Below are 12,163 nucleotides of genomic sequence, written 5' to 3'. Positions count from 1 at the left end.
CCAGACACTGCGGTGTGCCAGGCATAAACGGTTTACAGGCTTTGGGGCAGCCGCTGCGCAGGGTCCTCTTTCAGTTCAGGTCTGTCATCAGCTCGGCGCGATTGGCCTTCGGCCGGGCCAGCCAATATCCCAACACCGCCAACGGCGCGGTCGCCAGCATCACGATCACGGTGATCATTAGCGGATGCTCGAGCATCGATGACACCAGCAGGCTGCTCACAAAGCACAACCCCAGTTGCAGGGTGTTTTGCAGCGCTGCGGCCTTGCCGGAATTTTCCGCAAAGGGCATCAGCGCATTCGCCACCACGATGGGGTAACTGGCACCGTTGCACAGCGCCATCAGGCAGAACGGAATCAGCAAGGTGGTCAGGGTCGGCACGGTCAACGTGGCAACCAGGTACAGCGCGCCCATGCTCACGCAGTAGGCCAGCAACAACCACGGCAGCAACGTTTTGCCCGGCAGATGCTGCAAGGCGCTGCGACAGCTGTAGCCGCCGATCAGGAACGCCAAGGTCGGCAGTACATAACTCAAACCGATATCGTTAGGGCTGTAGCCCATGCCGCCGAGGATAAAGGGAGAGGCCGTCAGCCAGGCGAAGAAACTGGCCGAGCACGCGGCAAAGATCATCACATTGCCGCTGAACACCCGCGATCTGAGCAACTGCCCATAACCCAAACGTGCCGACGCCTGTGTCAGCCGTTTCGGCACGCTGCGCAGGAACAAGGTGGGCACCAGCAGCACCAGCGACACACCCAACAGCACGCCGAAGATTGCCTGCCAGCCCAGATGATTCAACACCATCGCTCCCAACAACGGCGCCAAAGCCGGCGACAGCGACATCAACGGCATGATGCTGGCAAATACCCGGTGGGCCTTATCGGCCGGGTAGCGATCGATCACCAGTGCCTGCCAACTCACGGCGGCGGAACACACCCCAACCGCCTGGATAAAGCGCAGGGCCAGCAGTTGCGCAGCGCTGTCGACCCAGAACATCCCGACGCAGCCCAGCACAAACAGGCTCAGGCCCGCGAGCAGGATTGGCTTGCGTCCTAGCCGGTCGGACAGCGGCCCCCAAATCAACTGCCCCAATGCAAAACCTGCGAGGAATACGCTCAAGCTCGCGCCAACCGCGCTCGCGCTGATCTGCAAGTGCTCGCCCATGGCGCCGAACGCCGGCAAGTACATGTCCATGGCGAGATAACCGAGCATGCTCAGCCCCGCTAGATACCCGGTGAAACCAAACGAATTTTTCATTGAAGCCTTGCTGACATTGCCATCAAACTATTTGCTGACTAGCGCCCATTATGAAGCTGATAAATTCTGTGTGAAGCGATAATAATTGGGCACTCTTATCAATATTTTTGAAGGCAATAGCCATGTGGTCCGAATATTCTCTGGACGTAGTAGACGCAGTGGCCCGCCATGGCAGTTTCAGCGCCGCCGCTCAGGAATTGCACCGCGTACCGTCAGCCATCAGCTATACGGTGCGTCAGTTGGAAGAATGGCTGGCGGTGCCATTGTTCGTGCGACGTCACCGTGACGTCGAACTGACCCCTGCCGGCCGTCTGTTTATCGACGAAGCCCGGGGGGTGATGAAGAAAATGCTCGGCACGCGGCGCTTGTGCCAGCAGGTGGCCAATGGCTGGAGCGGCCAGTTGAAGGTGGCGGTGGACTCCATCGTCAAGCCCCAGCGCTGCCGGCAACTGGTGCTGGATTTCTATCGACAGTTCCCCGAGGTGGAGTTGCTGTTGGAATACGAGGTGTACAACGGCGTATGGGATGCCCTGGCCGACGAGCGCACCGACATTGTGATCGGCGCCACCAGCGCGGTGCCGGTGGCCAGCCACTTTACCTTCCGCGACATGGGCCTGTTGAACTGGCTGTGCGTGGTCAGCGCAGAACACCCGCTGGCAAGGGCCGAAGGCTTGCTCAACGACGACCAGCTGCGCCCCTTCGCTTCGCTGTGCATGACCGATACGTCGCGCAACCTGCCCAAGCGCGATACCTGGACCCTGGATAACCAACGGCGCCTGGTCGTGCCCAACTGGGCGTCCGCCATCGATTGCCTGCGCGACGGCCTGTGTGTCGGCATGGCGCCGGCACATCAAGTGACGCCGTGGATCGAACGCGGCGAGCTGGTAGCGCTGCGACTCACCCGCCCCTTCCCCGCCAGCCCGTCCTGCGTGGCCTGGGCGCAGAACAAGCTGTCCCCGGCCATGGCGTGGTTGCTGGAATACCTGGGTGACACCGAAACCCTCAACCAAGAATGGCTCAATGGCCCTGATCCAATAACCGGCTAATGGCCCGCACGATCATCTCGACTTCCTTGCCGTCCAGGGTCAGCGGCGGCAGCAGGCGGATGATCTTGCCCCGCGTCACATTGATCAGCAGCCCATGTTCCTGGGCGGCGCGCTGGGCCAGGTCGCGATACGGGTTGGCCAGTTCGATGCCGATCATCAAGCCCTGCCCGCGAATCGCCAGCACCTGGGGGTGTTCCGCCAGCTCCACGCGCAGCCGCGCCAGCAAGCGTTCGCCCTGTTGCGCGGCGTTGTGCAGCAAGCCCTGCTCTTCGATGATGTCCAGCACCGTGCAGCCCACCCGGCAAGCCAGCGGGTTACCGCCAAACGTGCTGCCATGACTGCCCGGCGTGAACAAGCGCGCTACACCCGCCCGCGCCAGGCAAGCTCCGATCGGCACGCCATTGCCAAGGCCCTTGGCCAAGGTCATCACGTCCGGCACGATGCCTTCATGCTGGAACGCGAACCACGCACCGGTGCGACCGATGCCGGTCTGGATCTCATCGAGCATCATCAGCCAACCGTGGGCGGTGCAATGATCGCGCAGGCCACGCAAATAGCCGGGCGGCGCGGGCAGTACGCCACTTTCGCCCTGGATCGGCTCCAGCAGCACAGCCGCGATACGTGCGCCGTGGGTGCGGGTGATCGCCTCAATGGCGGCCAAGTCACCGAACCGGACCTTGAGAAAATTCCCCGGCAAGCGCTGAAACCCAAGGCGCACCGACGGCCCGTCACTGGCCGCCATGGTGCCCAGGGTGCGCCCGTGGAAAGCGTTCTCCATCACCACGATCAACGGCTCTTCGATATCCTTTTTCCAGCCGTGCAAGCGCGCCAGTTTGAGCGCAGTTTCGTTGGCTTCGGCACCGGAATTGTTGAAGAACGCGCAATCCAGGCCGGACAGCTGCGCAAGACGCTGGGCCAGGCGTTGTTGCCAGTCGATGCTGTAGAGGTTGGAGGTGTGCAACAACAGACCGGCCTGCTCGCTGATGGCCGCCACCAGGCGCGGATGGGAATGCCCGACATTGGTCACCGCCACACCCGCCACCGCATCGAGGTACTCGCGACCCTGCTGGTCCCACAAACGCGTGCCCAGGCCACGGGCGAAGCTCAGGGCCAAGGGTTGGTAGGTGGTCATCAGGCAGGCGGCGGTCATGGTGCGGGCTCCAAGTCATCAGGTCGATGGTCTCAGTATCGTTAGCCACCTGAGCTGGATAAACTGCGTATTTGTGCAATGACTTTAAATCAGGGCTTGATAATGGATCTGTTCCAGGCAATGTCGGTGTACGTAAAAGTGGTGGAGACCGGCAGCATGACAGCGGCGGCCCACGCCTGCGGCATGTCGACCACGATGGTCGGCAACCACCTGCGAGCCCTGGAACAGCGCCTGGGAGTCAGCCTGCTCAAGCGCACCACGCGCAAGCAGAGCCTTACGGAGTTCGGCGGCCAGTATTACCAACGCTGTCTGGAGGTGCTGGGGCTGGTGGCCGACTCCGAACAACTGGCCGAACAAGCCCACAGCGACGTGCCCAGAGGCACCTTGCGCATCACCGCCCCACCCGCCTTCGGCACCGAGCGCCTGGCGCCGGCGTTGAGCGAATTCTCCCAACGTTATCCGCAGATCAAGCTCTATGTGGTGCTCAGCAACCAGCGCATGGACCTGGTCGACAGTGGCTTCGACGTGGCGATCCGCTTGGGCGAGTTGGAACCGTCGAGCCTGATCGCCCGGCCCATGCAGGACTACACCATCACCCTCTGCGCTTCGCCGAGCTACCTGGCGCGACGCGGCACGCCGACCAAGCCCGAAGACCTGCAACAACACGACTGCCTGGCATTCGCCTATCCGTCCACCGACGACTGGCGCAACGCCGACAAGCTCTGGCGCATGACGGGAGCGGACGGCGAAGTGGAAATCCCGGTGTCGGGATCGTTGACCATCAATAGCTCACAAGCCCTGCTCCAAGCGGCGGTGCAAGGCATGGGCATCGTGATGCTGCCCGATGCGCTGGTCCAGCCCGATCTGCACAGCGGCAACCTTGTGGCGTTGCTGACCGACTATCAATTGCCCAGCCGCCCCATGCATGTGCTGTACGGCCAGGATCGTTATCGCCTGCCCAAGTTGCGAGCGTTTGTCGATTTTGTGATGGAGAAATGGGCGCGCTAGAAGCCCACGCCCAATTCACGCAACCGTGCCGATGTCTGCTCGGCCGATACATGATGAATGCCCTGCCAACCTAGAGCGCTGGCGGCCTCGGCGTTGTCGGCCACGTCATCGATGAACACCACTTCGCTCGGCTGGATATCGGCCAGATGGGCACGCACCTGCGCGAGGCTGGCGTGGTAGATCGCCGGGTCGGGTTTGATCAGCTTCACTTCGCCAGACACGACGATGTCACGCAAGCACTGCAGGAACGGGTAGTGTTTACGAGCATAGGGGAAGGTTTCGGCCGACCAGTTGGTGAGCCCGAACAAGGGCATGTTTGCGGTGTGCAAGGCCTGGAGAATCCCCACGCCTTCAGGCAAAGGGCCGCGCAGCATCTCGTGCCAGCGGTCGTAATAGGCCGTGATCAAGTATCTATGCTGGGGGTGTTGATCGATCAGGATTTGCGTGGCTTCAGCCAGCGGCCGCCCCGCATCTTGTTCGGTATTCCAGGCCTGGGTGCAGATGTTATCCAGGAACCACTGCCGTTCGTGATCGTCGGCAATCAGTTTGCGGTAGAGGTGATGCGGGCTCCAATCGAAGAGAACACCGCCGAAATCAAAAACTACTGCACGAATCGTCATCAGATCCTCCGTTGGCTTGGCTTGATAGCGGGAGGAGTCTGGCAGATTTGAAGGGAGGGAAAGGCGCGCTGAAGCGTAAGAAACCTCTGAAACGCACACAAATCAAAGTGGGAGGGGGCTTGCCCCCGACGGCGGTAGCTCAGCTACAGCTGAGCTGTCTGACGCGACGCCATCGGGGCAAACCCCCTCCAACATTTTTAACCGCGCTTTAGGCTTGGATCAGACCGTTGATCTTTACAGTCGGGTTCACGTCAGCTTCGTAGTCCACACCGTCGACTTCAAAGCCGAACAAGCGCAGGAATTCCGCCTTGTAGCCGGCAAAATCGCTGATCTCGTCGACGTTTTCATCGGTCACCTGGTTCCACAGCGCCGCCACGGCGTCCTGGACTTTCGGCTCCAGCTCAGCCAGGTCGGCACGCAGGCGGCCGTCGGTGTCGAGCTTCGGCGCCTTGCCGTACAGGCTGTCCTTGAACAGGCCGTAGACCTGCTCGATGCAACCTTCGTGGGTGCCCTGCTCTTTCATCACTTTAAACAGCAACGACAGGTACAGCGGCATGATCGGAATCGCGGAGCTGGCCTGGGTGACCACCGCCTTGAGTACCGACACGCGGGCGTCGCCCTTCAATGCCGCGAGGTTTTCACGCAGGGTCAGGACTTTCTTGTCCAGGTCTTTCTTGGCTTCGCCGATGGAGCCGTTCCAGTAGATGTCCTGGGTCAGCTTTTCGCCGAGGTAGGTGAACGCGGTGGTCTTGGCGCCTTCGGCCAGTACATCCGCGTCACGCAGGGCGTCGATCCACAGTTGCCAGTCTTCGCCACCCATGACCTTCACGGTGCCGTCGATTTCTTCCTGGGTCGCCGGCTCCAGGGTGGTGTCGACCACTACGCCCTTGTCGGTGTTGATACCACGCAGGGTCACGGCCTTGCCGATCGGCTTGAGCGTGGAGTTGTAGACTTCACCGGTCTTCGGGTCGGTACGGCGTGGCGCGGCCAGGCTGTAGACCACCAGGTCGATCTTGCCCAGGTCTTTCTTGATGGTGTCGATGGTCAGGCGCTTGATCTCGTCGGAGAACGCGTCGCCGTTGATGCTCTTGGCGTACAGGCCTTTTTCGACGGCAAACTTCTCGAACGCAGCGCTGTTGTACCAGCCGGCCGAACTCAGCTTGCCTTCTTCGCCTTCTTTCTCAAAAAACACGCCCAGGGTATCGGCGCCGCAGCCAAACGCGGCACTGATGCGCGCGGCCAGGCCGTAGCCGGTGGAGGCACCGAGAACCAGCACCTTCTTCGGGCCGCCTTCGATGGTGCCGTGTTGAGTCACGTAGTCGATCTGCTCTTTGACGTTCGCCTCACAGCCAACTGGGTGGGCGGTTACACAGATGAAGCCACGAACCCGCGGTTTGATGATCATAAAATTTCTGCCTCTTCCAAGGTGCCGAAGGCCAGTGGTAGCCATTCAACTTCAATCGTACCGGTCTATGACGTCCCAAAAACCGAAGCGTCACGATAGTCGCAAATCTTGCGTTTACAAAATCCAATGCACGGGATCCTGCGGGGTTAAAAACTGTGTAAAGCCTTCACAATTTCGCACTATTTAAAATGCCGATGGGGCGGCAAACGCCTTATGATGACGCAAATGTTTCAACATGTTTCAAAAACCACCACTCGCGGCCACGGATACGGACCTGTCGAATGGCGTCCTGCTGGAGCTTGAGTGTCATGAATAAGGCTGCGTTGCGTAAAAAAGCGGTGTCTGTTGCCTGGGTCATCGGCGTGTTGCTGTTTATGGGAGTGTTTCCCATGACCACCGTGGTCTTTCTAAGCCTGGTGCTGGTCTGCGGGATCTACGATTTCCTGCGCAACGGCTTGTATGACGCGTCCACCGTCAAAAAGTATTTTATCGGCAGCGGCCGCAACACGTGGTTGCTGGCGCCGTTCAACACTCTGTTCGACCTGCTGAGTTCGCGCAATCGCCATGTCTATACGATGCGTGACTTGCCGCCTGCCTGGCGCGAGGAGCTGCAACAGGTGATCGACGATGCCATGGCCCACAAGGATGAAATCATCGGTTATCTGGATGAGCGCATGGCCGAGAAGAAACGAGGCATGTTGTTTTTCCAATGGTACGGTCGGCCGATCGAAACCACGCTGAACATCCCGCAACTGCGGCAAAAGCTGCCGTTCGTAAAAACCATTGGCGTGTCGGTATTCAACGAGAACCGCTCCACGTCTTTTCACTTCGGCCCGCTGCGCATGATGTTCCGCGCGCTCTACAACATGGCACCGGCGCCCCATCACGATGGGGTGTATATCCAGGTGGGCGAGCACAAGCACTACTGGCATGACGATCCGCTGTTTATCTTCGATGACACCCTGATGCACGCGTCCTTCAACAAAAACGACGCCAAGCGCTACTGCCTGTTTATCGACATTGTGCGGCCGACCCCGCTGCCGGCGGTGCTTAACGCCGTGATCGCCGGGTTTGCCGCCATGGTCTTTACCCTGCGTCGGGTTTTCTACAAAAACTGGAAGCTGATCGAGTAAGTTCTGCGGCATGATGGTGCTGGACGGTGTTTGCGCTCGGCCGTGTGGCTGAGGTAAAAACCGTCTCGTGCGACCGTGATCGGCGCCCACCTTTCTCAAGCCATCGCCCCCCAGGGGATGCGGTGGCTGCGCTTTCAAGGAATCAGAATGCCCCAACGTCAAGTCATCAATGCCTCCGTCAGCCCCAAGGGCAGCCTCGAAACCCTCTCCCAACGCGAAGTCCAGCAACTGAGCGAAGCCGGTACCGGCAGCATCTACACCCTGTTCCGCCAATGCGCCCTGGCGATCCTCAATACCGGCGCGCATATCGATAACGCCAAGACCATCCTCGACGCCTACAAAGACTTTGAAGTGCGCATCCACCAGCAGGACCGTGGCGTGCGCTTGGAATTGCTCAATGCCCCGGCCGACGCCTTCGTCGATGGCGAAATGATCGCCAGCACCCGCGAGATGCTGTTCAGCGCCCTGCGCGACATCGTCTACACCGAGAACGAGCTGGACAGCCAGCGCATCGACCTGAGCAACTCCCAGGGCATCACCGACTATGTGTTCCATCTGCTGCGCAACGCACGCACGCTGCGTCCGGGCGTGGAACCGAAGATCGTGGTGTGCTGGGGCGGGCACTCGATCAATACCGAAGAATACAAATACACCAAGAAAGTCGGGCACGAACTCGGCCTGCGCAGCCTGGACGTGTGCACCGGCTGTGGCCCAGGCGTGATGAAAGGCCCGATGAAGGGCGCGACCATTTCCCACGCCAAGCAGCGCATCACCGGCGGGCGTTACCTGGGCCTGACCGAGCCGGGCATCATCGCCGCCGAAGCGCCGAACCCGATCGTCAATGAACTGGTGATCCTGCCGGACATCGAAAAACGCCTGGAAGCCTTCGTGCGCGTGGGCCACGGCATCATCATCTTCCCAGGCGGCGCCGGCACCGCTGAAGAATTTCTGTACCTGCTGGGCATCCTGATGCACCCGGATAACCGCGATGTGCCGTTCCCGGTGATCCTCACCGGGCCACAACAGGCCGCGCCGTATCTGCAACAACTGCACGCGTTCGTCGGCGCCACCCTTGGCGAAGCGGCGCAGGCGCACTACCAAATAATCATCGACGACCCGGCCGAAGTGGCCCGTCAGATGAACGCCGGCCTCAAGGAGGTGAAGCAGTTCCGCCGCGAGCGCAACGACGCCTTCCACTTCAACTGGCTGCTGAAGATTGACGAAGGCTTCCAGCGCCCGTTCGATCCGACCCACGAGAACATGGCCAGCCTGCAACTGAGTCACGCCCTGCCGCCTCACGAACTGGCGGCGAACCTGCGTCGCGCGTTCTCCGGGATCGTGGCGGGCAATGTGAAGGACAAGGGCATCCGTCTGATCGAAGAAAATGGGCCGTACGAGATCCATGGCGATCCGGCGATCATGAAACCGCTGGATGAACTGTTGAAGGCATTCGTGGCCCAGCACCGCATGAAACTGCCCGGCGGCGCCGCGTATGTGCCGTGTTATCGCGTGGTGCAGTAAGCGCGTTCATAGTTTGTATTGCTTTGGCGCCGGATCGGGCGTGCGAGCGTTAAAAGTTCGGACTAGGTTTTGACCTACCCCACTTTTAACTTGAGCAGAACACGCTATGGACCAACGGACCTTGTCCTCCATCATTCCTTACCTTAGGGTAAGGAATACCCCGATGGAGCTCTTTGCTATGGCCACCGCCACCCTCACCTCTAAAGGACAAATCACGATCCCCGTGCAAGTCCGTACCGCCCTTGGCCTGGAAACCGGCGACCGCGTGGAATTCGTCGAGATGGAAGACGGCCGGTTTTCAATCGTTGCAGCGAGTAAAACCGTTCGCGATCTGAAGGGACTGATCCCAATGCCAGCCAAAGCGGTCTCGCTCGATGACATGAACCAGGCCATCGCCGCGCAGGGAGCTAAAGCTCGATGATCGGGTTGGATACCAATGTCTTGGTGCGCTACATCTCCCAGGACGACCCGGTTCAGTCCGCTCAGGCATCCGAATTGATCGAATCCCTCACTACTATGTCTCCAGGGTTTGTCAGCCTGGTGTCGGTAGTGGAACTGGTGTGGGTCCTGCAGAGCTGCTACGCGTGCGCCAAGCGTGACGTGGTCAGCGTGCTGGAAACCCTGCTGCGCACCCGCGAGTTGACCCTGGAACATGCCGAAGTCATCTGGCAGGCGCTACGCAAGTTCAGCGCCGCCAAGGCCGATTTCGCCGACTGCCTGATTGAGCGGTGCGCCCATGGGGCCGGCTGTGAATACACCGCGACCTTTGACGCTAATGCCGCCAAGGCAGCCGGCATGAAGCGCCTGGGCTGAGCCGGGCTCAACGCACCCAGCCACCAATCTGCCAGTGAAAGCCATCACTGCGCTGCACCCAATGCGGATGCACATAGCGATAGCCTTCGCGCACTGGCTCCCAGTGACCATGGACCGCCACGTAGCGACCGCCCTCCCAACGCCAATAGCCGCGAGACCAGATATAGCCATAACGTGCCGGCGGTTCGACTTCGACCACTTGCACCGGCGGCGGCTGCGGCGCCACCACCTCGACATATTCCCGTTGCACCGGTCGGCGCTCATGCACCACACGCTCTTGCACACACCCGGACGCAGCCACGACCACCGCCGCCAATGCCGCATAACGTAGCAACATACAAACCCCTCGGGCATTAGCGCCCAACACCTGCCGCTGTCAAAAATCCCCCCGTTGCCGCAGCCATGCTCCTGCGTGGCCATGGACAATTTGTAACAGGCGATATCTGTCGGCTTGCTGAAGCTGAGGGCATCACGATGTGCAGGCGACGGTCGGTCGCTTGAGTCGAACCAGAATCAGACCGGCGACAACCACCGCAATGCCGGCATAGGTGGAGGCGAGAATCGCATCGCCAAACATCAACGCCGCCCACACCAAGGTCACTGGCGGCTCCAGGTAAACCAGCACTGCCACATGGGTCGCGGTCATGAACCGCAGCAGCATCCAAAGACTCAAGTAGGCAATGAAGGTCGAGAACACCGTCAGCCAGACAATCGAGATCAGTACCTCAGGCTCACGGGGAATGCTCAGGGTGTCGGTATACAACACCGCAGCGGTAAACCCGATCAGCGTCAGCAGCGATTGGATAAACAGTGGCAAGACCAGGCCCGTGCTGAGTTGTTGCGCCGAACGGCGCTCATACAGGGTTGCCAGGGTCAGCCCCAACGCCGACACCAGCGGCAACAGATACATGACCAGGCCGACACTTTGCCCGCTGCTGCCGTATTGCCCCGAGATGACGATCGACACGCCGACAAACCCGATCAGCAACCCCAACCACTGCCATCCACCACTGCGCTCCCCGGCGTTCCCCGTTGACAGCGCCGCCGTCATCAATGGCTGCAAGGCCGCGATAATGGCCGCGATCCCCGGCGGCAACCCGTTCTGGATCGCCACGTAAACGCAACTCAAGTAGAGAAACTGCGAGAGAAACCCGATCACCGCGTGATGACGTATCTGCGCCCAGGAAACCTTGAGCAACCGCACATTCAAGAACACGCCCAGGCACAGCGAGACCAACAGAAATCGCCAGAACAGCAGGTTGAATGCACCGGCACTCTGCGCGCCCAATTTGGCGCCGATAAAGCCCGAACTCCAGGACAGGACAAACACCGCCTGCAGGAGCAGCAGCTTCACATAACCCATGCGAGGCGTGCCGCGAGTGGCGCTCACGGCGCCACGCTCAACGGATCGAGATCGGCGAAGGTGATCGGCTCGATGCCCAGCCGCTGGTACTGCTCGTGGGCCGGCCGCACCAGGTCGTGCTGTAAACGGAACCACGGCCGGATCGTCCGCAAGACCCCGTCGTCCGAAGCCAGGTGCCAGAACTTGTTCACATCCTCCTGGCTATAAGGGCAATGAAACGACAGCACCAACGACATACGACGACCGCGCATAAGCGGACGCACTCCATGGAATACACGGCTGCCGTAGATATACACCGCATCACCACTGGATTTGACCGAGCAACTGCGCACACGCTGGTCCAGCTCCTCGACATCGAACTGTTCAGCGGTGCCATCGAAGTAGACGAACTCGCCGCCGTCATACTCGTCGGACTCAGACAGCAGAATATTCAACACGAAACTGGTGCCGTCGGTGTGCCACATGCCGATCTGCGCCTTGTCGTCGTGTGCCTGGGGCGGATAGAAATAGTTGACCTGGGAACGCGCCCGCGGGAACGGATGGGGCACCAACGGAACCCCGGCAATGCGCGATACCGCCAGCAGAAAGGCCCGACTGTTCATCATCTCGCGTATCAGTGTGGACGACTCGGTGACGCCGCGGGTGCGGTTCGAAATGATCCAGTCACTGGTGCTGGAACCCGCCTCCAACTGATAACAGGCACGCCGCAGTTGGAGGATGCCCTGCTCGCTGAACAGCCCCGATACCTGGGCCAAGGCCGTCAATTGTTGAGGCGTGGAAACCGCCAAGGGCGAGTCCACATAGCCCAAGTCCGCAAGAGTGCGGTTCCCGATGAGACTGGGCCCATCG

13 protein-coding genes are annotated in these 12,163 nt (G+C 60.4%); 6 read left to right on the top strand and 7 right to left on the bottom strand.

Going from position 1 to position 12,163, the window contains the following annotated elements; genetic code table 11:
- Positions 1–70: 70 nt before the first annotated feature.
- Positions 71–1,255 carry a purine nucleoside transporter PunC gene (gene punC, locus HRH33_RS08935; RefSeq protein WP_167416541.1) on the bottom strand — a complete coding sequence of 395 codons (1,185 nt, stop codon included), beginning with the start codon at positions 1,253–1,255 and terminating at the stop codon, positions 71–73.
- A gap of 122 nt (positions 1,256–1,377) precedes the next feature.
- Between punC and punR the strand changes: the two genes are divergently transcribed.
- The gene (gene punR, locus HRH33_RS08930; RefSeq protein ID WP_034096516.1) at positions 1,378–2,301 is read left to right on the top strand and encodes a DNA-binding transcriptional activator PunR; all 924 of its coding nucleotides are present in this window, start codon (positions 1,378–1,380) and stop codon (positions 2,299–2,301) included.
- On the opposite strand, the gene HRH33_RS08925 is transcribed toward punR, so the two are convergent.
- Positions 2,273–3,451 (bottom strand): aspartate aminotransferase family protein, encoded by a 1,179-nt coding sequence (locus HRH33_RS08925; RefSeq protein WP_167416540.1) that lies wholly within the window; start codon positions 3,449–3,451, stop codon positions 2,273–2,275. The two genes, punR and HRH33_RS08925, sit on opposite strands and share 29 nt — an antisense overlap.
- Positions 3,452–3,553: 102 nt before the next feature.
- On the opposite strand from HRH33_RS08925, the gene HRH33_RS08920 reads away from it, so the two are divergent.
- Entirely contained in the window at positions 3,554–4,459 is a 906-nt protein-coding gene (locus tag HRH33_RS08920; protein WP_167416539.1) for a LysR family transcriptional regulator, read from the top strand.
- Here the strand turns inward: HRH33_RS08920 and HRH33_RS08915 are convergent.
- Together HRH33_RS08915 and fabV are read right to left on the bottom strand one after the other, a co-directional pair.
- Entirely contained in the window at positions 4,456–5,079 is a 624-nt protein-coding gene (locus tag HRH33_RS08915) for an HAD family hydrolase (RefSeq protein WP_167416538.1), read from the bottom strand. The two genes, HRH33_RS08920 and HRH33_RS08915, sit on opposite strands and share 4 nt — an antisense overlap.
- Before the next feature lie 208 nt (positions 5,080–5,287).
- Positions 5,288–6,484, bottom strand: a complete 1,197-nt coding sequence (gene fabV / locus HRH33_RS08910) for an enoyl-ACP reductase FabV (RefSeq protein ID WP_094064567.1) — start codon at positions 6,482–6,484, stop codon at positions 5,288–5,290.
- A gap of 308 nt (positions 6,485–6,792) precedes the next feature.
- Between fabV and HRH33_RS08905 the strand changes: the two genes are divergently transcribed.
- The 4 genes from HRH33_RS08905 (at position 6,793) to HRH33_RS08890 (ending at position 9,951) form a co-directional block, all read left to right on the top strand.
- Positions 6,793–7,617: an aspartyl/asparaginyl beta-hydroxylase domain-containing protein gene (locus HRH33_RS08905; protein ID WP_167416537.1), complete on the top strand. Its 825-nt coding sequence runs from the start codon at positions 6,793–6,795 to the stop codon at positions 7,615–7,617.
- A gap of 147 nt (positions 7,618–7,764) precedes the next feature.
- Positions 7,765–9,138 (top strand): nucleotide 5'-monophosphate nucleosidase PpnN, encoded by a 1,374-nt coding sequence (gene ppnN / locus HRH33_RS08900; RefSeq protein WP_034096510.1) that lies wholly within the window; start codon positions 7,765–7,767, stop codon positions 9,136–9,138.
- Positions 9,139–9,301: 163 nt separating this feature from the next.
- A complete protein-coding gene (locus HRH33_RS08895) occupies positions 9,302–9,559 on the top strand; it encodes an AbrB/MazE/SpoVT family DNA-binding domain-containing protein (RefSeq protein ID WP_034096509.1) in 258 nt (85 codons plus the stop codon).
- On the top strand, positions 9,556–9,951 hold the full coding sequence (locus HRH33_RS08890; protein ID WP_167416536.1) for a type II toxin-antitoxin system VapC family toxin: 396 nt from the start codon (positions 9,556–9,558) through the stop codon (positions 9,949–9,951). The genes HRH33_RS08895 and HRH33_RS08890 overlap by 4 nt, the downstream gene beginning before the upstream one ends.
- A 7-nt stretch (positions 9,952–9,958) precedes the next feature.
- On the opposite strand, the gene HRH33_RS08885 is transcribed toward HRH33_RS08890, so the two are convergent.
- From HRH33_RS08885 to HRH33_RS08875, 3 genes are all read right to left on the bottom strand, one after another.
- A complete protein-coding gene (locus HRH33_RS08885) occupies positions 9,959–10,288 on the bottom strand; it encodes a YXWGXW repeat-containing protein (protein WP_034096507.1) in 330 nt (109 codons plus the stop codon).
- Positions 10,289–10,420: 132 nt separating this feature from the next.
- The gene (locus tag HRH33_RS08880; RefSeq protein ID WP_167416580.1) at positions 10,421–11,314 is read right to left on the bottom strand and encodes a DMT family transporter; all 894 of its coding nucleotides are present in this window, start codon (positions 11,312–11,314) and stop codon (positions 10,421–10,423) included.
- 23 nt (positions 11,315–11,337) lie between these two features.
- Positions 11,338–12,114, bottom strand: a complete 777-nt coding sequence (locus HRH33_RS08875) for a 2OG-Fe(II) oxygenase family protein (protein ID WP_244962434.1) — start codon at positions 12,112–12,114, stop codon at positions 11,338–11,340.
- Positions 12,115–12,163 lie beyond the last annotated feature (49 nt).

Origin of the sequence: Pseudomonas rhodesiae (assembly GCF_013285305.1) — a bacterium.
Lineage (GTDB): Bacteria > Pseudomonadota > Gammaproteobacteria > Pseudomonadales > Pseudomonadaceae > Aquipseudomonas > Aquipseudomonas rhodesiae.
This window is presented reverse-complemented; position numbering and strand designations above follow the sequence as displayed.